Origin of the sequence: Mesorhizobium sp. M0217 (assembly GCF_040321955.1) — a bacterium.
GTDB lineage: Bacteria > Pseudomonadota > Alphaproteobacteria > Rhizobiales > Rhizobiaceae > Mesorhizobium.
Genome location: NZ_JAMYSN010000008.1, coordinates 141,029 through 162,885 on the forward strand (window position 1 = coordinate 141,029; position 21,857 = coordinate 162,885).

At 62.3% G+C, this 21,857-nt stretch carries 17 protein-coding genes and 1 tRNA gene; 11 read left to right on the forward strand and 7 right to left on the reverse strand.

The window, feature by feature from the left end; all coding sequences use genetic code 11:
- Positions 1-66 precede the first annotated feature (66 nt).
- The 3 genes from NKJ18_RS15805 (at position 67) to NKJ18_RS15815 (ending at position 3,928) form a co-directional block, all read left to right on the forward strand.
- On the forward strand, positions 67-1,509 hold the full coding sequence (locus NKJ18_RS15805) for a methylmalonyl-CoA mutase subunit beta (protein ID WP_352758665.1): 1,443 nt from the start codon (positions 67-69) through the stop codon (positions 1,507-1,509).
- Positions 1,506-3,626 (forward strand): methylmalonyl-CoA mutase, encoded by a 2,121-nt coding sequence (gene scpA, locus NKJ18_RS15810; RefSeq protein ID WP_352758667.1) that lies wholly within the window; start codon positions 1,506-1,508, stop codon positions 3,624-3,626. The genes NKJ18_RS15805 and scpA overlap by 4 nt, the downstream gene beginning before the upstream one ends.
- A gap of 65 nt (positions 3,627-3,691) precedes the next feature.
- A complete protein-coding gene (locus NKJ18_RS15815) occupies positions 3,692-3,928 on the forward strand; it encodes an AbrB/MazE/SpoVT family DNA-binding domain-containing protein (protein WP_023698162.1) in 237 nt (78 codons plus the stop codon).
- Between the two features lie 7 nt (positions 3,929-3,935).
- Here NKJ18_RS15815 and greA read toward each other — a convergent pair whose 3' ends face one another.
- Complete coding sequence (gene greA, locus NKJ18_RS15820; RefSeq protein ID WP_023698161.1) at positions 3,936-4,409, reverse strand: transcription elongation factor GreA; 474 nt, start codon at positions 4,407-4,409, stop codon at positions 3,936-3,938.
- A gap of 139 nt (positions 4,410-4,548) precedes the next feature.
- On the opposite strand from greA, the gene NKJ18_RS15825 reads away from it, so the two are divergent.
- Positions 4,549-5,904, forward strand: coding sequence for a TIGR03808 family TAT-translocated repetitive protein (locus NKJ18_RS15825; RefSeq protein ID WP_352758669.1), 1,356 nt, complete (start codon positions 4,549-4,551; stop codon positions 5,902-5,904).
- Here the strand turns inward: NKJ18_RS15825 and NKJ18_RS15830 are convergent.
- A complete protein-coding gene (locus NKJ18_RS15830; RefSeq protein WP_023709825.1) occupies positions 5,897-6,901 on the reverse strand; it encodes an asparaginase in 1,005 nt (334 codons plus the stop codon). The genes NKJ18_RS15825 and NKJ18_RS15830 overlap by 8 nt on opposite strands.
- Positions 6,902-6,928: 27 nt before the next feature.
- A complete protein-coding gene (locus tag NKJ18_RS15835) occupies positions 6,929-8,095 on the reverse strand; it encodes an acetyl-CoA acetyltransferase (RefSeq protein WP_023834449.1) in 1,167 nt (388 codons plus the stop codon).
- A 189-nt stretch (positions 8,096-8,284) separates the two neighbouring features.
- Between NKJ18_RS15835 and betI the strand changes: the two genes are divergently transcribed.
- The 5 genes from betI to betB are packed head-to-tail and all read left to right on the forward strand — an operon-like array spanning position 8,285 to position 14,597.
- Positions 8,285-8,875, forward strand: a complete 591-nt coding sequence (gene betI / locus NKJ18_RS15840) for a choline-binding transcriptional repressor BetI (RefSeq protein ID WP_352758673.1) — start codon at positions 8,285-8,287, stop codon at positions 8,873-8,875.
- A 23-nt stretch (positions 8,876-8,898) separates the two neighbouring features.
- Complete coding sequence (gene betC / locus NKJ18_RS15845; RefSeq protein WP_352758809.1) at positions 8,899-10,425, forward strand: choline-sulfatase; 1,527 nt, start codon at positions 8,899-8,901, stop codon at positions 10,423-10,425.
- Positions 10,422-11,426, forward strand: a complete 1,005-nt coding sequence (locus NKJ18_RS15850) for a threonine/serine dehydratase family protein (RefSeq protein WP_023805736.1) — start codon at positions 10,422-10,424, stop codon at positions 11,424-11,426. Before betC ends, NKJ18_RS15850 begins: the two co-directional genes overlap by 4 nt.
- A 3-nt stretch (positions 11,427-11,429) precedes the next feature.
- Positions 11,430-13,082: a choline dehydrogenase gene (gene betA / locus NKJ18_RS15855; protein WP_352758676.1), complete on the forward strand. Its 1,653-nt coding sequence runs from the start codon at positions 11,430-11,432 to the stop codon at positions 13,080-13,082.
- A gap of 51 nt (positions 13,083-13,133) precedes the next feature.
- Entirely contained in the window at positions 13,134-14,597 is a 1,464-nt protein-coding gene (gene betB / locus NKJ18_RS15860) for a betaine-aldehyde dehydrogenase (protein ID WP_023715688.1), read from the forward strand.
- 73 nt (positions 14,598-14,670) lie between these two features.
- Here the strand turns inward: betB and NKJ18_RS15865 are convergent, their stop codons facing one another.
- Together NKJ18_RS15865 and NKJ18_RS15870 are read right to left on the reverse strand one after the other, a co-directional pair.
- On the reverse strand, positions 14,671-16,908 hold the full coding sequence (locus NKJ18_RS15865) for a mannose-1-phosphate guanylyltransferase/mannose-6-phosphate isomerase (protein WP_023670740.1): 2,238 nt from the start codon (positions 16,906-16,908) through the stop codon (positions 14,671-14,673).
- Positions 16,909-16,919: 11 nt separating this feature from the next.
- Positions 16,920-18,440 (reverse strand): phosphomannomutase/phosphoglucomutase, encoded by a 1,521-nt coding sequence (locus NKJ18_RS15870; RefSeq protein ID WP_352758679.1) that lies wholly within the window; start codon positions 18,438-18,440, stop codon positions 16,920-16,922.
- 200 nt (positions 18,441-18,640) lie between these two features.
- Here NKJ18_RS15870 and NKJ18_RS15875 point away from each other — a divergent pair.
- Together NKJ18_RS15875 and NKJ18_RS15880 are read left to right on the forward strand one after the other, a co-directional pair.
- Positions 18,641-18,717, forward strand: a tRNA-Pro gene (locus tag NKJ18_RS15875).
- Positions 18,718-19,148: 431 nt separating this feature from the next.
- Positions 19,149-19,814: a hypothetical protein gene (locus NKJ18_RS15880; protein ID WP_352758682.1), complete on the forward strand. Its 666-nt coding sequence runs from the start codon at positions 19,149-19,151 to the stop codon at positions 19,812-19,814.
- A 209-nt stretch (positions 19,815-20,023) separates the two neighbouring features.
- Here the strand turns inward: NKJ18_RS15880 and NKJ18_RS15885 are convergent, their stop codons facing one another.
- Together NKJ18_RS15885 and NKJ18_RS15890 are read right to left on the reverse strand one after the other, a co-directional pair.
- A complete protein-coding gene (locus tag NKJ18_RS15885) occupies positions 20,024-20,776 on the reverse strand; it encodes a DUF5677 domain-containing protein (RefSeq protein WP_352758684.1) in 753 nt (250 codons plus the stop codon).
- A gap of 259 nt (positions 20,777-21,035) precedes the next feature.
- Positions 21,036-21,833, reverse strand: coding sequence for a hypothetical protein (locus NKJ18_RS15890; RefSeq protein ID WP_352758687.1), 798 nt, complete (start codon positions 21,831-21,833; stop codon positions 21,036-21,038).
- Positions 21,834-21,857: the final 24 nt, after the last annotated feature.

Below are 21,857 nucleotides of genomic sequence, written 5' to 3' on the forward strand. Positions count from 1 at the left end.
ATCTGGCAGGGAACCGTAGACTGGACGGCTGACGCTGGTGCGGCCGCATAAAAACGAGGAACATGGATGGGCGCCGGAGCCTTGACCAGGAGCATCGAACCCGCTGACGTCGAGCGCCAGCGTTGGCTGGCCTTGGCCGAAAAGGCGCTCGCCGGCGCCTCCTTCGAGGAAAAACTGGTCTCGCATACCGACGATCAGATTCGCATCGAACCGCTCTACGATCGCGCCGCCGGCGCCGAGCCGCTTGTGCGCGCCAACCCCAAATTGCCCTGGATCGTCAGCCAGCGCATTGACGATCCCGATATCGGCCGCGCCAAGGCGCAGGCCCTGGACGATGTGGCACAAGGCGCGACGGGATTGTCGCTTGTCTTCGAGGGTGCTCCGAATGCGTTCGGCTATGGCCTGCCAAGGACGGCGCAGGCGCTGGAAACGGTGCTGGATGGCGTACCGCTCAACCGCACGCAGATCCGCATCGACGCCCATCCCTGGAGCCGTGCCGTCGCCGACTGGCTGGTGGCGTTCCTGAGCAAGCGCCGCTCCGACCCGGCAAAGCTGAACCTCTCCTTCGGCATCGACCCGGCGGCAATCTTTGCCGGAACCGGCCGGCTGCGCACGTCGATCGAGGCGTTGCAGGCATCGATGCCGCAATCGCTGGCGCATTTCTTCTCGCTGGGCGTGCCGGGTGTGCTGCTGGAGGCCGACGGGCGGGTGTTCCACAATGCCGGCGCCACGGAAGCGCAGGAACTCGGCACCATGCTCGCTTCCGCCGTGTCCTACCTCAGGATGTTCGAGGATGCGCGCCAGCCGCTTGTCTATGCCGCTCCCCATATCGGCTTTGCGCTGAGCGTCGACCAGGACCAGTTCCTGTCGATGGCCAAGGTCCGGGCCTTGCGCAGGCTGTGGGCGCGCATCCAGGAAACCTGTTCCATCCCGGCATCGACAGCCAACATCCATGCCGAGACGTCGTTCCGCATGATGACGGCGGCGGATCCCGAAACCAACATCCTGCGCACCACCATCGCCAGCTTTGCAGCGGCAGCAGGCGGCGCGGACTCGATCTCCATCCTGCCACACACCATCGCCCTCGGGCTGCCGGCCGGCTTTGCCCGCCGCATCGCCCGCAATGCGCAGTTGATCATGGCCAATGAAAGCCATATCGACCATGTCGCCGACCCAGCATTTGGGTCGGGCGCAGTCGAGGCGCTGACCCTGGGCCTGTGCGAAGCGGCGTGGGAAGAGTTCCAGCGGATCGAAGCGGAAGGCGGCGTTCTGGCAAGCCTGCAGCAAGGGCATATCCAGAAGCGCGTCAAGGCAGCATCCGAGCGCCGCGCCGAGGCCTACCGGTCGGGTGAACGGGCAATCATCGGCACCACGCTTTACCCGCTGAAAAACGATGCCCCGGTCGAGACGCTGGCGGCTGAGCGGCGGCCGCCTTTCACAGAGGGCGTGGCGGTGTGCGAGGCGCTGTTTCCGGTCCGCATCGACCAGGCAATCGGAGCCGCACAGTGATCCCGGATTTCAGCCACATTGGCTGGTCGGCGCCACGGCGCGCGCCGGTCGAGGTCAAGGGCCAGCGGCTGACGCCGGAAGGTATTGCCGTCAAGCATCTCTACAGCCAGGGCGATCTCAAGGGGCTGCCGCATCTCGACACCTATCCGGGAATGCCGCCCTTCGTGCGCGGTCCCTACCCGACCATGTATGTCCAGCAGCCGTGGACGATCCGGCAATATGCCGGCTTCTCGACGGCCGAGGAATCCAGCGCCTTCTACCGGCGCAATCTCGCCGCCGGCCAAAAGGGCCTTTCGGTCGCTTTCGATCTGCCCACCCATCGCGGCTATGACAGCGACCATCCGCGCGTTGCCGGCGATGTCGGCATGGCGGGCGTGGCCATCGATTCCATCCTCGACATGCGGCAATTGTTCGACGGCATTCCGCTGGGCGAGATGACGGTGTCGATGACCATGAACGGCGCGGTGCTGCCGATCATGGCGCTCTATATCGTCGCGGCCGAAGAACAGGGCGTTGCTCAGAAGGATCTCGCCGGCACCATTCAGAACGACATTCTGAAGGAGTTCATGGTCCGCAACACCTACATCTATCCGCCGAAGCCCTCGATGCGGATCGTGTCGGACATCTTCTCCTATACCTCCCAGCACATGCCGAAGTTCAATTCGATCTCGATCTCCGGCTATCACATGCAGGAGGCCGGCGCGACCGCGGACCTGGAGCTCGCCTACACCATCGCCGACGGCATCGAATATGCCCGCGCCGGCGTCGCCGCCGGGCTCGACATCGACCGTTTCGCCCCGCGGCTTTCCTTCTTCTGGGCGATCGGCATGAACTTCTTCATGGAGATCGCCAAGCTCCGCGCGGCGCGCCTGTTGTGGGCGACCCTGATGCAGAAGAATTTTGCACCGAACGACGAACGCTCGCTGTCGCTGCGCACCCATTGCCAGACCTCCGGCTGGTCGCTGACGGCGCAGGACCCCTACAACAACATCACCCGCACCATGATCGAGGCGATGGCGGCGACGCAGGGACATACCCAGTCGCTGCACACCAACTCCTTCGACGAGGCGATGGCGCTGCCGACCGACCACTCGGCGCGCATCGCCCGCAACACGCAGTTGATCCTGCAGAAGGAATCCGGCACCACCCGCATCATCGATCCGTGGGGCGGCTCGGCCTATATCGAACGGCTGACGCACGATCTGGCGGCGCGTGCGCTCGCCCATATCGAAGAGGTCGAGGCGCTTGGCGGCATGGCGGCAGCAACCGAACAGGGCATTCCAAAACTTCGCATCGAGGAAGCGGCGGCGCGCACGCAGGCGCGTATCGATTCCGGCGAGCAGATACTGGTTGGCGTAAACGCGCATCGCCCCGAGAACGACATCGACGTCGACGTGCTGAAGATCGACAATGCCGAGGTCAAGGCCCGGCAATTGTCGAAGCTGCAGAACCTGAAAGGCACGCGCAATGTCGGCGCGGTCGAGAGCGCGCTCGATGCGCTGACCCGCGCTGCGCAGGGTAACGAAAACCTGCTGGAATTTGCCATCCGCGCCGCGCGCGCCAATGCCACGGTCGGCGAGATCTCGCTGGCGCTCGAAAAAGTCTTTGGCCGTCACGTCGCCTCGGTGCAAACGATCTCCGGCGTTTATCGCAATGCGCTCGGCGACAATCTGACGGTCGACCGATTGCTGGAGAAGCTCGAAGCTTTCGAGAAGAAGTCCGGCGGCAAGCCGCGCATCCTGGTCGCAAAGATGGGACAGGACGGCCACGACCGTGGCCAGAAGGTGATCGCCACGGCCTTCGCCGATCTCGGCTTCGACGTGACGGTCGGCGCGATGTTCCAGACACCCGAGGAGATCGCCAGGCTGGCGGTGGCGCAGGACGTCCATATCATCGGCGCCTCGTCGCTGGCGGCGGGGCACCTGACACTGATCCCCGAATTGCGTGATGCGCTGAAGAAACTCGGCCACGCCGACATACTGATCGTCGCCGGCGGCGTCATCCCGCCGCAGGACTATGACGCGGTGCTGGAAGCTGGCGCCGCGGAGATCTTCCCGCCAGGCACGGTTATTCCGGAGGCTGCGGATCGGTTGCTGGACCGGCTGCTGGCGAGCTGATGGAAAACAGTTGCACTGCTTATCAAAGTTGCGTTACAGTATCGGGCGCAACCTATGGTATAGCTATGAACACCATCATTCACGGACTTGAGGACGGATCGGGCGTTGTAATCCTGCCGCGGGAAACGCTCGACAGCTTGAGCCTGCAAGTGGGCGATGAACTCCAGATCATCGAAACCGACGACGGCATCATCCTAAGGCCGGTGCCGTGTGACGACGTCGAACGGCAAATGCGTGCTGCTCGCGATGTCATGGACAAGTATGAGCCCGCGTTGCGAAAGCTGGCTGTGCAAATAGGGTGAGCTGGCGTCAGGCGTCCGACAGCTTGACGATTTCCCATTCCTTGCCGTTGACGCTTGCGACGTCGCCGACCTTCTTGCCGAACAGCGCCACGGCCATTGGCGAGACGTGTGAGATGCTGCCCTTTGAGGGGTCGGCCTCGTCCTCGCCGACGATCTTCCAGTGCACTTTCTTGCGGTCATCGCTTTCCAGCGTGACACCCATGCCGAAGCGCACCTGGTCGCTGCCCGGTTCCGGCACGGAAAGCTCGGCGCTTTCGCGGCGCGCTGTCCAGTAGCGCAGGTCGCGCGAGACGACGGCAATGCGCTCGCGATCGGCTTTTCGCTCGGCTTTCGCCAAAATGTCGCGCAGATCGGCCAGATTGTCCTCGATCATCGCCAGGCCGCGCTCCGTCACCAGATTGCGGTGTTGGCTGATCGGCCGCTCGCCGATGCCGGCAATGGCGTTTTCGCTGTCTTCCTCGCGGGTAAAAGCCCTGCTCATCGGATAAACTTAGGCCCGCTTCGGCGACTGTACAAGCCACTTGCCGGACCCGGTCATTGGCCGGACTATCGCCGAGCGGAGACCTATGCGGCTGGCCCAATTCCTGCGAAGAACCATTTCATCGCAGGGATCTGTGCCGATGTTGAACAGACGAACGCTTCTCAAGGGGACTGTCGGCTTTGCGGTGCTCGGCGTTTCGCTGGACAACGCCTTGGCGAAGACGGCAGCGCTTGGCTCGATCAATGCCGCCGAGCTTGGCGTGGAGCCGGACGCACCGGACGACCAGAGCAAGGCCTTCGCCACGATGCTAGCCGAGGCAAGCCAGCGCAATGCGCCGGTGTTCCTGCCGCCGGGCACCTATGTCGTGTCCAACCTGACTCTGCCCGCCCGCGTCAGGCTTTCGGGCGTGCCGGGCGCCTCGCGCATCCTCTATGGCGGCAATGGCCATTTGCTGACGGCCGAACAGGCCGAGCATATAGAGTTCACCGCATTGGTCTTCGACGGCGCCAACGGCGGGTTGGCCGACGATGCGCAAGGCCTGCTCGACCTGCGCCGCGTCGCCCATCTCGTCATCGACAATTGCACGATCACCGGCAGCGGCAAGCATGGGCTGGCGCTGGAGCATGCGTCGGGCCGCATCGAGCGGTCCGAGATTTCGGGGGCTGCGGACGCCGGCATCTACTCCGTCGAGGCCGCTGGCCTGGCGATATCCGACAACACCGTATCCGACTGTGGCAATGGCGGCATTCTTGTGCATCGCTGGCAACAGGCCGAGGACGGCACGATCGTCAGCGGCAACCGCGTGCAGCGGATCGGCGCGCGCGGCGGCGGCACCGGGCAGAACGGCAATGGCATCAACGCCTTCCGTGCCGGCAATGTCTCGGTCACCGGCAACATCGTCTCGGACTGCGCCTTCTCGGCGATCCGCGCCAACAGTTCCAGCAATCTGCAGATGACCGGCAACACCTGCTCGCGGTCGGGCGAAACCGCGCTCTATTCCGAATTCTCCTTCGAAGGCGCCATCATCGGCAACAACATCGTCGATGGTGCCGCTAACGGCATCTCGATCGTCAATTTCAACGACGGCGGCCGTATGGGTGTCTGCTCAAACAACATCGTGCGCAACCTCTCGACCACCGGCCCCTACCCCGCCGACGCGCCGGGCTTCGGCGTCGGTATCAGCGTCGAGGCCGACACCACCGTCTCGGGCAATGTCATCGAGAACGCGCCGCTCTACGGCATGCAGATCGGCTGGGGCGCTTATATGCGCAATGTTGTGGCGACGGGAAACATCATCCGTCAGGCCGGAACCGGCATCGCCGTCACTGTGGTAGAAGGCGCTGGAAACGCCATCATTTCCGACAACGTCATCGACGGCGCCAGGAACGGCGCCATCATCGGCCAGCGCTGGGCCGAACCGGCGACCGGCGACCTCGCGCGGTCAAGCGTAAGCGGCTATGCGCATCTGACGGTCGAGCGAAACAGGGTCAGCTGAGCGCCGTCGTCGGCCGCAGCGAGCCGACCTTGGCGCCGATGCGGCTTTCGATCGGCGGATTGGCCCGCTCCAGAAGGTTCGCCGCCAGTGCGCCGTCGGCGCTGAGAAGTTTTGCCAGCACAGCAGCAATCATCACCTCGGCGGCGCGGCCGGCGCCGTCATCACATTTCAGCGCGATGCCGAGGCCAAGCTCCGGAACGGCAGCGCAATAGACGCCCTCGGCGCCCGTCTTGACGAAGATGCGGCCGGGCGCGGCCTGCATCAGCGCCACATCGGCCTTGCCGGTGCCGGCGACCAGGAAAGGCTCGGCCATGCAGGCAGACAGCAGGCGTTTGGCCGCCTTGGCACGCTCAGGGCCAAAGCTCCTGCCCGTAGCCATGCGGGCAAAGCCAAGGGCAAAACTTTTCAGCGGCACGGCATAGGTGGGGATCGAGCAGCCATCGGTTGCCCGGTGATCCGCATCGTGGGCAGCGCCGGTCACCGCCTGCATGGCGTCGCGCACCATCTCCTGCAAACCATGGCCTGCCTTGACGTAGCCTTGGTGGGCAATCCCTGAGTGCACGCAGGTGCAGAGAAATCCGGAATGCTTGCCCGAGCAATTGTTGTGCAGTGCGTTCGGCGAGACGCCTGTGCGGGCCAGTGCGATCGTCGCGTCGTGGCTCGACGGCCAATGCGCGCCGCATTCCAGCGCCGACTTGTCGAGGTCGGCCTTGGCCAGCATCGCCTGCGCCAGTTCGACATGCGCGGGTTCGCCTGAATGTGAAGCGCAGGCCAGCGCCAGTTCGCGGTCGCCGAAGCCATAGGCATCGGCGGCACCCGTTTCGACCAGCGGCAGCGCCTGGATCGCCTTGACCGCCGAGCGCGGAAACACCGGCCGCGCCGTATCGCCGATCTCCAGGACAGGCTTGCCGTCACCGTCAAAGATTGCGACAGCGCCGCGATGGGCGCTCTCGACGATCGCGCCGCGCAAGACTTCGACCAGAACCGGATTTGTCATCACCACCCCGAAAAATATGGGCCGCTTCTACCTGATCCGGTCGAGGATGGAAACGTAGTTGGCGACGGCAGCGCCACCCATGTTGAAGATGCCGCCAAGCTTTGCGTCCGGCACCTGGATGCCGCCTGCTTCGCCGGTCAACTGCATGGCGGTCAGCACATGCATCGACACACCGGTGGCGCCGATCGGATGGCCCTTGGCCTTCAGCCCGCCCGAAGGGTTGACCGGCAGCCTGCCGTCTTTTGCAGTCGTGCCGTCTAGCGCCAGCCTGCCGCCCTCGCCCGGCTTGGCTAGGCCCATCGCCTCATATTCGATCAGCTCGGCAATGGTGAAGCAGTCATGCGTCTCGACGAAGGAGAGGTCGTCGAGCGTCACGCCGGCCTTCTTCAAAGCCTGGTTCCAGGCCTGCTCGCAGCCTTCGAAGGACAGGATGTCACGCTTCGACATCGGCAGGAAATCCTGGACATGCTCGTTGGCGCGGAAGGCGACGGCGCGGCGCATCTTCAACGCCGTCGAGGTGTCGGTCAGCACAAGGGCGGCGGCGCCATCGGAAACCAGGGAGCAGTCGGTGCGCTTCAGCGGACCGGCCACAAAGGGGTTCTTCTCGCTTTCCTGGCGGCAGAATTCGTAGCCGAAATCCTTGCGCATCTGCGCGTACGGATTGTCGACGCCGTTCTTGTGGTTCTTGGCGGCGATCATCGCCAGCGCATCCGACTGGTCGCCATAACGCTGGAAATAGGCCTGTGCGATCTTGCCGAAGACGCCGGCAAAACCGGCCGGCGTGTCGCCCTCTTCCGGCAGATAGGAAGCCTTGAGCAGGTTCTTGCCGATCTCGGGTCCGGGCGTCGTCGTCATCTGCTCGGCGCCGACCACCAGCACGATGCGGGCGGCATTGGCGTCGATGGCGCGGATGCCTTGGCGGACCGCTGCCGAACCCGTGGCGCAGGCGTTCTCGACCCGCGTCGCCGGCTTGAAGCGCAGCCGGTCATCGGCCTGCAGCACCAGGCTGGCGGTAAAATCCTGAGGGGAGAAGCCGGCGTTGAAATGGCCGAGCACGATCTCGTCGACCTCGTCCGGGCCAATGCCGGCATGGTCGAGCGCGTCGACCGCGACCTTTGTGATCAGGCCCTCGAGCGTCTCGCCTTCAAGCTTGCCGAAGCGCGAATGCGCCCAGCCGACGATGCATCCGGTCATGGCAACCTCCGTTCGCCGCAAGCCTAACATGTCATAGCGCGGCATCAGCCTCTATTATTGTTCAACAGTGAACCGTTTTCCAGTCCAAAGGATGGGCCAGAGCGACACGATCGGTTGATCCGAGCGCGAGTTTTTTATTGATTGATCCGTCAATAAAAAATAATCTCGGTTTTAATCTGGATCTCCCCAATGCCGAAAGTCGGAATGGAACCGTTGCGCCGCAAGGCGCTCATCGACGCGACGATCTCGGCGATCGGCGACCGCGGCTCGCTTGATGTGACCATGTCGGAGATCGCCGGACGGGCGGGCGTGTCGTCGGCCCTTGCCCACCACTATTTCGGCGCCAAGGACGAACTGCTGCTGGCGACGATGCGGCACATACTGGCCGAGCTGACCATCGACATGCGGCGCGCCCTGCAATCCGCCGGCTCGCCGCGCGAACGCGTCTCGGCGGTGGTCGCCGTTAACTTCTCCGACATCCAGTTCCGGCCGGAAACCATCGCGGCCTGGCTCGCCTTTTATGTCGAGGCACAGAAATCATCGGCCCTGCGCCGGCTGCTCAGGGTCTATGCGCGGCGGCTGCACTCGAACCTGATGAGCGGACTGACCGGCATACTGCCGCGCAACGAGGCCGACCGCGCGGCGGAAGCGGTCGCGGCGATGATCGACGGGCTGTACATCAGGCGCGCGCTGAAGGACGGCGTGCCGGATGCTCAAACCGCGATCGCGCTGGTCGAAGATTATCTCGAAATCAAACTCGGCGGGCGACAGACACAGTGACAGCCTCATTGACAGCCTCAGAGATATCAAGGCGACCCAACATCCTGATCGTCATGGTCGATCAGCTCAACGGCACGCTGTTTGCGGACGGGCCGGCGGACTTCCTGCATGTGCCGCATCTCAAGGCGCTGGCCGCACGCTCGGCGCGCTTCGGCAACAACTACACGGCCTCGCCGCTTTGCGCGCCGGGCCGCGCCGCTTTCATGAGCGGGCAATTGCCGTCGCGCACCCAGGTCTATGACAACGCCGCCGAATTCGCTTCCTCGATCCCGACCTATGCGCATCATCTGCGCAGCGCCGGCTACTACACCTGCCTGTCGGGCAAGATGCATTTCGTCGGGCCGGACCAGTTGCACGGTTTCGAGGAGCGGCTGACCACCGACATCTATCCCGCCGATTTCGGCTGGACGCCGGATTACCGCAAGCCCGGCGAGCGCATCGACTGGTGGTATCACAATCTGGGCTCGGTCACCGGCGCCGGCGTTGCCGAGATCACCAACCAGATGGAGTATGACGACGAGGTCGCCTTCCACGCGGTGCAAAAACTCTACGATCTTGCCCGCACCTCCGAGGACGAGGCCAGCCGGCCCTGGTGCCTGACGGTTTCCTTCACCCACCCGCACGACCCCTATGTCGCACGGCGGCAATATTGGGAATTCTATAAAGACTGTCCGGCGCTTGAGCCGGAGGTGGGAATCATCCCCTATGCCCATCAGGACCCGCATTCGCAACGGCTTTACCGGGCCAGCGACTACGACAGTTTCAACATCACGCCGGAGCAGATCCGCCGCTCGCGGCGCGGCTACTACGCCAACATCTCCTATCTCGACGACAAGGTCGGCGAGTTGATGTCAGTGCTGGAGCGAACGCGCATGCTGGACGACACCATCATCCTGTTCTGCTCCGACCATGGCGACATGCTTGGCGAGCGCGGCCTGTGGTTCAAGATGAATTTTTTCGAGGGCTCGGCGCGAGTACCTTTGATGATCGCCGGCAAAGGCATTCCTGCAGGGCTGATCGAGGCGCCGGTCTCCAACCTCGACGTGACGCCGACGCTGTGCGATCTCGCCGGCATCGACATCTCCGCGATCGCACCGTGGACCGATGGCCAGTCGCTGCTGCCGTTGCTTGATGGCGGACAGCGCACCGCGCCGGTGCTGATGGAATATGCCGCCGAGGGCTCCAACGCGCCGTTGGTGGCGATCCGCGACGGCCGCTACAAATTCATCCATTGCGAGATCGACCCGCCGCTTCTGTTCGATCTCGAAGCCGATCCGCAAGAACGCACCAATCGTGCCACCGATCCGGCGCATGCCGATCTGGTGGCGGCCTTCACGGGAGCCGTGCGAGCGCGCTGGGACATGGCGGCATTCGATGCCGCGGTGCGCGTCAGCCAGGCGCGGCGCTGGGTGGTTTATCCCGCGCTGCGCAACGGCACGCATTACCCCTGGGAGTTCCAGCCACTGCAGAAGGCGTCGGAACGCTACATGCGCAACCACATGAACCTCGACAATCTCGAGGAACAGAAACGCTTTCCGCGAGGCGAATGATGACAATTGTCCCCTCCCTCGAGCACCTCAGACAGGCCTATGCCGTGACGTCGAAGGCGACGCAGATCACGCCTTTGCTGGAATCGACAGCCTTGGCCAAGGAGACGGGTGCGGCCCGCGTCTTCATCAAACCGGAATCGCTGCAATGGGCGGGATCGTTCAAGGTGCGCGGCGCCTATTGGCGGTTGAAGCGGCTGTCGCCGGATGAGGCCATAAAAGGCGTCGTCGCCTACTCCTCCGGCAATTTCGCGCAAGGGTTGGCAGCCGCCGGCCAGACGCTCGGCATTCCCGTCACCATCGTCATGCCGATCGACGCGCCGGCCGCCAAGCGCGATGCCACTGCAGGCTATGGCGCGCGCGTCGTGCTGACCGATCATGGCGAGCGCGCCCGTGAAGAGGTCGCAGCCGCCAAGGCCCGCGAGATTGCCGAGACCGAAGGGCTGGCGTTGCTGCATCCATTCGACGATCCGGAGATCGTTGCCGGCCAGGCCGGCGCCGGGCTCGAAGCGCTCGAACAACTCGAGGCAAAGGACGCCAGTGCCGACCTTCTGTTCTGCTCGGTCGGCGGCGGCGGACTGATCGGCGGCATGTCGCTCGCCTTCCACTATCTGTCGCCGGCAACCGAGATCATCGGCGTCGAGCCGGAAGGCTTCAACGGCATGGGTGCATCGCTAGCGCATGGCGCCATCGAGACCATGCCGATCGCGCCGAAATCGATTTGCGACGGGCTGATGTCGCGGCGGCCGGGCGACGCGCCGTTCGCGGCGGTCAAGACCGCTGGCGTGCGCGGCATCACCGTCGACGACCAATCGGTTAGGCGAGCGATGAAGATCGCCTTCGAGCGGATGAAGCTGGTGCTCGAGCCGTCAGGCGCCGCCTCTCTGGCGGCGCTGCTCGGCGGCAAGGTGGATGTGACGGGTAAAACGGTCCTGGTCATGGCTACCGGCGGCAATGTCTCGCTCGCCGATTTTATTTCGCATATGAACGATGGGCGCATGTGAACCATGCTTGAAGCAGACTTCGTCATCATCGGCTCCGGCTCGGCCGGCTCGGCCATGGCCTACCGGCTGTCGGAAGACGGCAAGCATTCGGTGATCGTCATCGAGTTCGGCGGCACCGATATCGGGCCGCTGATCCAGATGCCGTCGGCGCTGTCGATCCCGCTCAACATGAGCCTTTACGACTGGGGCTTTGCCAGCGAACCAGAGCCGCATCTCGGCGGCCGCGTGCTGGCGACGCCACGCGGCAAGGTGATCGGCGGCTCGTCCTCGATCAACGGCATGGTATATGTCAGGGGCCACGCACGCGACTTCGACCACTGGGCCGAACAGGGGGCGGCCGGCTGGGGCTTCGCCGACGTGCTGCCCTATTTCAAGCGCATGGAGGACAGTGACGGCGGCGAGGACGGCTGGCGCGGCCACGGCGGCCCGCTGCACGTCCAGCGTGGCCCGCGCAAGAATCCGCTCTACGGCGCCTTTGTCGAGGCCGGCCGCCAAGCCGGGTTCGAACTGACCGACGACTACAATGGCTCGAAGCAGGAAGGCTTCGGACCGATGGAGCAAACCATTCGCGGCGGCCGCCGCTGGTCGGCGGCGTCAGCCTATCTGAAGCCGGCGCTCAAGCGGCAAAATGTCAGCGTGATCAGAGGCTTCGCCCGCCGGGTGATCATCGAGAATCAGCGTGCCGTCGGAGTCGAGATCGAAGCTCACAAACAGATTCAGGTCGTTAAGGCACGACGTGAGGTGATCGTTGCCGCATCATCGATCAATTCGCCCAAGATCCTGATGCTGTCCGGTATCGGCCCGGCCGCGCATCTCAAGGAGAACGGCATCCAGGTCGTGGCCGACCGGCCCGGTGTCGGCCGCAATCTGCAGGATCATATGGAGCTCTACATCCAGCAGGAATCGACCCAGCCGATCACGCTGAATTCGGTTCTCAACCCATTCTCCAAGGCGCTGATCGGGGCGCAGTGGCTGTTCTTCAAGACCGGCCTCGGCGCCACCAACCATTTCGAGGCCGCGGCCTTCGTGCGCTCGCAGGCCGGCGTCGACTACCCCGACATCCAGTATCACTTCATCCCGGCTGCGGTGCGCTATGACGGCAAGGCGGCGGCGAGGGCCCATGGCTTCCAGGCCCATGTCGGGCCGATGCGGTCGAAGTCGCGCGGCTCGGTGACGCTGCGCTCTCCCGACCCGAAAGCGGCACCGGTGATCCGCTTCAATTACATGTCGCATCCAGACGACTGGGCCGAGTTCCGCCACTGCATCAGGCTGACTCGCGAGATCTTCGGCCAGAAGGCTTTTGACGGCTTCCGCGGCAAGGAAATCTCGCCGGGTTCGCATGTCCAGTCGGACGAGGATCTCGACGCCTTCATCCGCGATCATGCCGAGAGTGCCTACCACCCGTGCGGCACCTGCAAGATGGGCCGCGCCGACGACATCATGAGCGTGGTCGATCCGGAGTGCCGGGTCATCGGCGTCGACGGCCTGCGCGTAGCCGACTCCTCGATCTTCCCGCGGGTGACCAACGGCAACCTCAACGCGCCGTCGATCATGACCGGCGAGAAGGCCTCCGACCACATTCTCGGCCGCACGCCGCTGGCGCCATCCAACCAGGAACCCTGGATCAATCCGCGCTGGCAGGTGGCGGATCGATAGGGCATTGTCCGGCGGACTGCTCCGCAATAGCGAATACATCTGGAGAACAGCATGCGCGCCCAGCCAACGGCATCGCACTATGTCAACGGCCGCTACATCGAGGACGAAGGCGGCGCGCCGCTGCCGGTGATCTATCCGGCGACCGGTGAGGTCATCGCCACTTTGCATTCGGCGACTCCGAACGTGCTGGAGCTCGCCATCGAAGCCGCGCGGGCCGCACAACCGGCCTGGGCGCGGATGAAGCCGGTCGAGCGTGGCCGCATCCTGCGCCGCGCCGCCGACATTTTGCGCGCGCGCAACGCCGATCTGGCGCGGATCGAGACGCTTGACACCGGCAAAGCGATCCAGGAGACGCTGGTGGCGGATGCACTATCGGCCGCCGACTGCCTCGAATATTTCGGCGGCGCGGTTGCCGCCTTCAACGGCGATGCGATCGATCTTGGTGGACCTTTTGCCTATACGCGCCGCGAGGCGCTCGGTGTGTGCGTCGGCATCGGCGCCTGGAACTATCCGATCCAGATCGCCGGCTGGAAATCCGCCCCCGCGCTCGCCATGGGCAACGCCATGGTGTTCAAGCCCTCGGAGAACACGCCGCTGTCGGCGCTGGCGCTGGCCGAGATCTACTCAGAGGCGGGCCTGCCCGACGGGCTGTTCAACGTCGTGCAAGGCTATGGCGATGTCGGCGCCGGCCTGGTCGGCCATGATGTCGTTGCCAAGGTTTCGGTGACCGGCTCGGTGCCGACCGGCCGCAAGGTGCTGTCGCTCGCCGGCTCGAAGATGAAGCATGCGACGATGGAACTCGGCGGCAAGTCGCCGCTGATCGTGTTCGACGATGCCGATCTCGAAAACGCCATCGGCGGCGCCATGCTCGGCAATTTCTATTCGAGCGGGCAGATCTGCTCCAACGGCACGCGTGTTTTCGTACAAAGCGGCATCCATGACCGCTTCGTCGACCGGCTGGTCGAGCGGACGAAAAAGATCCGCATCGGCGATCCGCTCGATCCTGAGACGCAGATGGGGCCGCTGGTCAACAAGGCGCAGCAGGAGAAGGTCGTTTCCTACATCGCGGCCGGCAGGCAGGATGGAGCAACGCTCGCCTGCGGTGGCAACGTGCCGTCGCTGCAAGGGTTCGATGGCGGCTTCTTTGTAGAGCCAACCGTGTTCACCGGTGTCACCGATAAGATGCGCATTGCGCGCGAGGAGATTTTCGGGCCGGTGATGAGCGTGCTGAAGTTCGACGGCGAGGACGAGGTGATCGACCGCGCCAACGACACCGAATTCGGCCTCGCCGCCGGCGTCTTCACCCGCGACCTGCAGCGCGCTCATAGGGTGATCGCCGAACTGCAGGCCGGCACCTGCTGGATAAACGCCTACAATCTGACGCCGGTGGAAATTCCGTTTGGCGGGGTGAAGCAATCCGGCATCGGGCGCGAGAACTCGCTGGCGGCTTTAGCGCTCTATTCGCAGCTGAAGGCGGTGTATGTCGAGACCGGGGATGTAGCGAGCCCGTACTGAGGGGTTGGCGCGAGGCACCCCCCTCTGCCCTGCACGGCAGAGGGGGGTGCCTCGCACCGGCCTCTCAACAACCTCACCCCTTCTGCGCTGTCCCATCAAGATACTGCGTCAGCGCGCAGACCAGATGATAGAAGATGCTGGCCGGCACGTCCGATGCCAAGGAGCGGCCGCGTTCGTCGATGCGGTCGATCCACAGGCCGAGCGGCGCCGGGTCGATGTGCCAGCGGAATAGCCGGCCGACGCGCGCCTCGATTTCGGGCTTGAGGTCGGGACCGCCCGAGCCATCCAGCGCAATCGCCGCCTTGATCGCTTCCGCCTGCGGCCAGCTGCGCGACACAAGGTCGAGCGGCAGGCCCTGTCTGGAGACCGCGCCGTAGGCAAGGCCGGTGGCGCGGTTGAGGCCGTTGGCGATGGCCGAGGCGTAGAGCTTGCGGGCAAAATTGCTCAACTCGCCCTGGCCGCTGCGGGCGACGAAATCGGTGAGCAGCGAGGCCCATTCGAAATGATGGCCGGGCTCGGTCCATGTGCCCTTCTCGCCGGCGGCCGGCTTCCACCCGGCGTCGAAATATTCGCCCAGCGTCCAGCTCTCGGCATCGAAGAAATGACTGCGGAAAAGGTCGATGATGCGCGCGGCGCGGCGCAGATAGGTGCGGTCGCCGGTCGCCTTATACCAGGCGAGGAAGGCCTCGAGCAGATGCATATGCGGGTTGGAGCGCCGCTCGCCCTCGCCATCGGATGTCTCGAGAAAGCCGGTCATGCGGCTGTCCTCGAGATGCGCGTCGAGGAACACGAAGGTCTCCTGGCCCAGCCGCAGCGCATCCGGATCGCCGCACATATGCGCATGCGCCAGCGCCAGCAGCACGCAGGAATGGTCGTAGGCATCCTCGGTTGGGTCGGCGACGGAGCCGTCGACATTGAGCGTGCGCACCCAGCCGCCCCGGTCCGTGCGGCCCTTGCCGGCCATGAAGGCGATGCCATGGGAGATCAGGCGATCGGCTGGACCGTCCCAGCCGCGGGCCTTGGCAACGGCGAAGGCGTAGACTTGCCTCGCCGTCGTGCGCATGCGCTTGGGCTTCAACAGCGCCTCGCCGTCGAAGCCGAGCGCCTCGTGGAAACCGCCATGACGCTCATCGACGCCTGAAGTCGACCACAGCGGCAAGGTCTCCTCGAACAGCCAGTGATGCACGCGCCGACGCCAGGCGCCGCTCTCGATGACGCGGTCGTGTGCCGGGGTGAACCTGGTTTCCAGCCGGCCCGACTTTTCCAGCTGCTCGACGATCTTCTTGACGTGCTGGCTGTGACTGACCGGGGCAACGAAGGTGGCGTCCGCGGTCGAGACGATGGCGACATCCTTCATGCCGATCGCCGACAAAAGCCGGCCGTCGCTGCGGATGTAGGAGTTCTCGCAATCGATGGCGACGACATCGCCGACGACGACATTGCCCTTGGCGTCGGCAGGGCCGACATCAAGCAGCGACTGCCAGGAGCCGAGGTCGTTCCAGCGGAAGCCGGCCGGCACCATGGCGATGTCCTTGGCCCGTTCCATGATGGCGTAGTCGATCGAGTTCGACGGGATGGCGGCGTAGAGGTCGAGCGGCATATAGAGGCCGGACAGGTCGCTCGTTGCTGCCTTGTAGGCCGCTTCGGTGGCCTGCCAGATGTCGGGCTGGAAGGCCGCAAATGCGTCGCGCATGGCGCCGGCGCGAAATAGGAAAATGCCGGTGTTCCAGTAGAAGGTGCCCGCACTGAGATAGCTCTGCGCAGTGGCGAGGTCGGGCTTTTCGACGAAGCGCGACACGTCGAAGACGCCGCCGCTTTCGGCTGCGACTTCGATATACCCATAGCCGGTCTCGGGCTGCGTCGGCTTGATGCCGAACACCACCAGACGGCCGGCAAGCGCTGCCTGGCTGCCCGCCTCGACGCTCTGCCAGAACTGCTTGGGCGTGGCGATTTCGTGGTCTGACGGCACCACCAGCACCAGGCTGTCGCCGAACTCCGACAATGTGCGCAGCGCGGCCAGCGCCACGGCGGCAGCCGTGTTGCGCCCGGTCGGCTCGAACAGCGGGCCACCGCCGGCGAGGTCGAGGCCGGCAAGGTCGGCATGCACGCGCTCGGCATGGCGCTCGGCGGCGATCAGGAAGATCGGCGTTTCGCCCTCCGGCCGCGCCGTCAGCCGGCGCAGTGTCTTGGCCAGCATCGAGCCGTCGCCGGAAAGATCGTGGAACTGTTTCGGGTTGTCCTCGCGTGACAGCGGCCACAGCCGCGAACCGACACCGCCGCTCATGACAAAACTGACGATGCGCTCGGTCATGAAAGGTCCAATCAGAACGTCTGGTTGTAAGCGCCGACTTCGGGGCTGCGGCGCAGCACGGCGTCGACCGCCTCGAACATCTGCCGGCGGCGGTCGGACGATACCGGGCTTTCGACAACCACGACAAGCTCCGGCTTGTTCGACGACGCCCGTACCACGCCCCAGGTGCCATCTTCGGCCACGATGCGCACGCCGTTGACGGTGATCAGCTCGGCGATCTTCTGGCCGGCAAAAGCCTTGCCGGCGCGCTGTATCGCCTGGAAGTCCGCCACCACCCGACCGACCACGCCGTATTTCACGTCATCGGCGCAATGCGGCGACATGGTCGGCGTGCCGAAGGTCAGCGGCAGCGCGCGATAGAGATCGGCCATCGAACTTATGGGGTTGCGGACGAGCATCTCACAAATGGCTATTGCCGTGATGAGACCGTCATCATAGCCGCGGCCGATCGGCGGATTGAAGAAGAAATGGCCCGACTTCTCGAAGCCGGCGACGGCGCCAAGCTCGGCGACGCGGCGCTTGATGTAGGAATGGCCGGTCTTCCAGTAATCTGTCTTCGCGCCGTTGGCGCGCAGGACGCTGTCGGTGTTGAACAGGCCGGTCGACTTGACATCGACGACGAAGGTCGAGCCGGGGTATTGGGTTGATATGTCCCGCGCGAGCATGACGCCGACCTTGTCGGCAAAAATCTCGTTGCCCTCATTGTCGACCACGCCGCAACGGTCGCCGTCGCCGTCAAAGCCCAGCCCGACATCAGCACCTGTTTCCAGCACTTTGTCCCTGATGGCATGCAGCATCTGCATGTCTTCCGGGTTCGGGTTATAGCGCGGAAAACTGTGGTCGAGCTCGACATCGAGCGGGATCACCTCGCAGCCGATGCGCTCCAGCGCCTGTGGCGCGAAGGCGCCGGCAGTGCCGTTGCCGCAAGCGGCCACGACTTTCAGCTTTCGCGCGATGCGCTTGTCGCTCACCAGATCGTCGAGATAGGTCTCGCGAAAACCGGAGACGAATTCGTAGGAGCCACCGCCGGCAAGATCGAAATCGCCCGACAGCACGATCTGTTTCAGGGCGCTCATCTCCTCCGGTCCGAAGGTGAGCGGCCTCGCCGCACCCATCTTGACTCCGGTCCAGCCATTCTCGTTGTGCGATGCGGTGACCATGGCGACGGAAGGCGCGTCGAGCGCGAACTGGGCGAAGTAGGCCATGGGCGACAGCGCCAGGCCAATGTCTTTCACCTTTGCGCCCGCCGCCATCAGGCCGGAAACCAGCGCCAGCTTGATGGCAAGCGAATAGGAGCGGAAATCATGCCCGGTGACGATGTCGGGACCCGCGCCAAGACGGCGGATCAAAGTGCCCAGGCCCATGCCCAACGCTTGGACGCCGATCAGGTTCAGGTCCGGCGGTTGCGTCGAACCGGCATGGCCAAACCACCAGCGCGCGTCGTATTCGCGAAAGCCGGACGCCTTGATCAGCGCTTCGGTTTCGAATTCGAAGCTGTTGGGCCGGGCGTCGCCTACGATTTTCAGGGGCAAGGCAGCAAAGCTCCAGATGGCGAAAACACGATTTATCGAGGCTGCTGCCTAGCACACAAGGCTTTAAGCCAGGTTTATCCCGGGAGGGAAAGCCAAGCTTTGCGGCAATGCCCAACGAAAGCCAACGAAATGCGACAGAAGCGCTGCCATTGCCGCTTGCAGGAACGGTATGCGGCAGCTATAAGCCCGCGGTCTGGTCACGGAGTGTAGCGCAGCCTGGTAGCGCACCTCGTTCGGGACGAGGGGGTCGCAGGTTCAAATCCTGCCACTCCGACCAGAAAAAACAGACACTTAGGTGTTTGTTTCTCCCGAGACCCCACAGATTTCCCCACAGAAAATCGAGAACCCGGGCGCATGACTTCACCTCAGCAGCGTTCATTCACCGACAGTTGTCGGATGACTGCAATTAGCTGAGAGCGGACCGTCAGCTTACAATTGTTCTGACGCGGCCGTTCCACTGTTCACCCATCAGCTGACGTCAAACCCCGGTCTTGAAATCGGTTGCACGCATTCTGCCCCGTCTCTTCCCGTGCCAAAAAATCCGGTTGTCTGCCTGTTTGCCCGCGATTTTCCGCATCCTGTTACGCTGTGTACGTGGCCGTGCTACTCAGTTGGGTGGCAAAATGGTAGCCGTCGGTTCTGGGGATGTTCCCTGAGGCCAGAGATTCACTTGCCCAAAAAAGGGACAAACCTCGGTTGAGGCTCGTGATGGAGCAGTCGGTTATGACGACCCGCCTAAAGAGCCGGATCAAGGCCATTGAAAAACTCGAAAAGGACTTCATCAAGAAGGCTGGGGTCCATCTTGATGCCGGCGACATGTATCTCACCCACATGTTTCTTCTAGGGGCTGCCCAGCGTACGCTATGTCAGTCTCGCGGTTTCCGGCATCTGATTGGGAGCAAGAACTTTCCATCCGCGACCGTCCTGCTGAGGACTCAAATCGACACGGCAATGCGGATGAATGCTCTGCCCCTCATCCAAGATCGTGAAAGCAGCATGAAAAGGTTGATGGCGAACGAGGTCCAATTCGACAGATTGACCACTATGGATGAAGGAAAGCAAGAGCGCCTAACGGACGCCTATCTCAGGAAACGGCTTTCGGCTGAGCATCCCTGGATCGATAGAGTCTATACTGAGACTTCTGACTTTGTTCATTTGTCGTTTCGTCATCTGTGGACCGCAGTGGCGGGTGTAGAGGATGAAACTAGGACAGTTCGCTTCGCCCTCTCGGGCATGGAAGCTCAGCGTTCTCAGTCTGACTATTTTGAAGTCTGCGATGCCTTCGCCGCCGTCTCGAAACTCGCCTATACGATGATCCTAGCTTCTTGGGGTCCTGTCCGACCTCCGCAAGAGAGACCTGATCGGGCGGCCTGACCCCATAAACTGGTAGCGGGCCGCTTGGCCCACTGGGATGAAAAGGCCGCACTACAAACCGATCAGGTTCCCAAAAAATTCCTGCGAATGAGCCGACGGCATCACGAAGAGACCGGCCGCGATCATCAATAATAGATGAGAAAAAATCACCGCTGATTCGGCCGAATACCTTGCTTCATCGAGTTCGAACCAGAATGCTGCACGCCACGTTACGACGTTTCCAACTGCATCATTGTGACGGTCGCTGAAGGGTCCTCTATGGCTTCTATTCTGCGCCGGAGATCCAACGCCCTATCCTGAGCATTGGTCTTGAAGTAATCGTGTATGATTACATTGGATTGACCGAGGACTGCGATGAAGGTGTGTAGAGTCGCCACCAGAGCGCCCTCCTCCATCTCCGACATTACAATCAATTCAAGCTTGTTCTCGTCGCCGTCGTCCGCAAATCGGAAGTGACGCCTGATGAGAGCCCGCAAATTGTTATGGGTCTCGCTGCAAAGCTGATTGTAGACAGACCGGTACTCATTCTCCATACCGGCGCGTTTGAAACGCTCGAACGTGTTCATCAATGGGGCGATTGCGGCGAGTCTCGCCAACTCGCTTGTGTGGAAGGCATTCGATTCGGCATCGGCTATCACGGAAGCGAGATAAGGATTGTCAGGGTCAGCACCTTTGGCAAGTCTCACCCACTCATGGTGGTAGCTCATTTCCATTTGGTGCATGTAACCATCGTCGGACGCCAGATTTACGAGGTCAACATAGGCCTCAAGGCATGAGCGCAGGATGATGTCGAGACTCGCACTGCGCCCTTTGGCTTGCAGGATCATTGCGCTGTCCACCTGCTCAATCACGGTAGAGTAAAGCGCAATAAGAGTGCGGTGGACTTTCTGTCCCTTGTTGAAAACCACCTGCGGCAGCATGTCCATGGTGGCCGCGAACAACTCTGGGAGAAAATCGTTCATTGCCCCTCCTGTCACGGTCGATACTACTGCGATTGGGTCGTATGCGCGCGCCTTCTGGAAATAGGAAGAGCGCCGATCGCGCTGGCGCCGACTGTCAAATCGGGGTTTCTCTCGCGCCTTTAGCTTTACGCCTGGTTGTGGCGCTGGTGCCGAATTATCGTGACAGCCGTGAGCATAATCGAATTGACCAGGATAGAGATCACTGAAATGACGATTTCGGCCCGTGGGCAAACGCCAGCTCGACCAGCGTGTAGGGTTTCTAGTCCTCCGGTGTCTCCTGCCGAACGTCTTTCTCAAGAGCCATCAATACGTCCTCAATCTCTATCATCTCATCCTTGAATTTCGACCGTGCATCCAATGATTTTGACGCCAGATGAAGGAGAGAGACTGGTGTTATGCATCTTTTCTTAATGCCTTTGTTTATATATACAATGTTTTTATCGATATCTGTCTTCATGTGTTGGAACGCAATAGAAAAGTGCGATTTATGTTCATAGTAATTATTCCCGAAAATGAGTGAATCCAGTCTTCTAAGGTCGTCTCGGAGGTCGCTGATGAACCGGTAAGGTATACCCTTCTCATCATCATATTGCTTGATGAGTCTCAAGAATTGATCGCGTTCGATAATATATTCTTGCTGAGACTTGTACATTTCATGGAGCTCATCTAACGTGGCTGTGACTAAACGAACAAAAGAGTTATACAAAGGCCTCTCCGTCTTATTTAGGTATTTTTTTCGCAGTGAGGCGGTGCCGGTAAAATATCTATGTTCGATTTCGAGGCGCTTTAAAGATGAATAGTGAATGCTCCCGTCCATCGATAGGAACTGATTCATCCAATATCTTGAGTTTCGTAACACTCTTACTCTTACAGATGAAGCTCTTTCCCTTTCTTGAATGAAAATGTCAATCAAACGAACAGATATCCATGTTCCAATTAATTCCACGGAAAAGTTTTGAATAAATGGAATTAGCCATGGAGGAATATTATTCTTGAATTCGACGGGAATCAATAAAAAGAACCAAGGCGGCTGAGCAAACGCGAGATACGCAAGCATGACGCATATGACGCCTATGACGTC

Bases quoted from the DNA above. Each gene is read 5' to 3' on its own strand.
- NKJ18_RS15825 (WP_352758669.1), top strand. From the start codon at position 4,549: ATGTTGAACAGACGAACGCTTCTCAAGGGGACTGTCGGCTTTGCGGTG.
- NKJ18_RS15850 (WP_023805736.1), top strand. From the start codon at position 10,422: ATGATGACAATTGTCCCCTCCCTCGAGCACCTCAGACAGGCCTATGCC.
- NKJ18_RS15805 (WP_352758665.1), top strand. From the start codon at position 67: ATGGGCGCCGGAGCCTTGACCAGGAGCATCGAACCCGCTGACGTCGAG.
- betB (WP_023715688.1), top strand. From the start codon at position 13,134: ATGCGCGCCCAGCCAACGGCATCGCACTATGTCAACGGCCGCTACATC.
- NKJ18_RS15830 (WP_023709825.1), bottom strand. From the start codon at position 6,901: ATGACAAATCCGGTTCTGGTCGAAGTCTTGCGCGGCGCGATCGTCGAG.
- NKJ18_RS15890 (WP_352758687.1), bottom strand. From the start codon at position 21,833: ATGCTTGCGTATCTCGCGTTTGCTCAGCCGCCTTGGTTCTTTTTATTG.
- NKJ18_RS15880 (WP_352758682.1), top strand. From the start codon at position 19,149: ATGGAGCAGTCGGTTATGACGACCCGCCTAAAGAGCCGGATCAAGGCC.
- NKJ18_RS15865 (WP_023670740.1), bottom strand. From the start codon at position 16,908: ATGACCGAGCGCATCGTCAGTTTTGTCATGAGCGGCGGTGTCGGTTCG.
- betI (WP_352758673.1), top strand. From the start codon at position 8,285: ATGCCGAAAGTCGGAATGGAACCGTTGCGCCGCAAGGCGCTCATCGAC.
- NKJ18_RS15885 (WP_352758684.1), bottom strand. From the start codon at position 20,776: ATGAACGATTTTCTCCCAGAGTTGTTCGCGGCCACCATGGACATGCTG.
- betA (WP_352758676.1), top strand. From the start codon at position 11,430: ATGCTTGAAGCAGACTTCGTCATCATCGGCTCCGGCTCGGCCGGCTCG.
- greA (WP_023698161.1), bottom strand. From the start codon at position 4,409: ATGAGCAGGGCTTTTACCCGCGAGGAAGACAGCGAAAACGCCATTGCC.
- NKJ18_RS15815 (WP_023698162.1), top strand. From the start codon at position 3,692: ATGAACACCATCATTCACGGACTTGAGGACGGATCGGGCGTTGTAATC.
- NKJ18_RS15835 (WP_023834449.1), bottom strand. From the start codon at position 8,095: ATGACCGGATGCATCGTCGGCTGGGCGCATTCGCGCTTCGGCAAGCTT.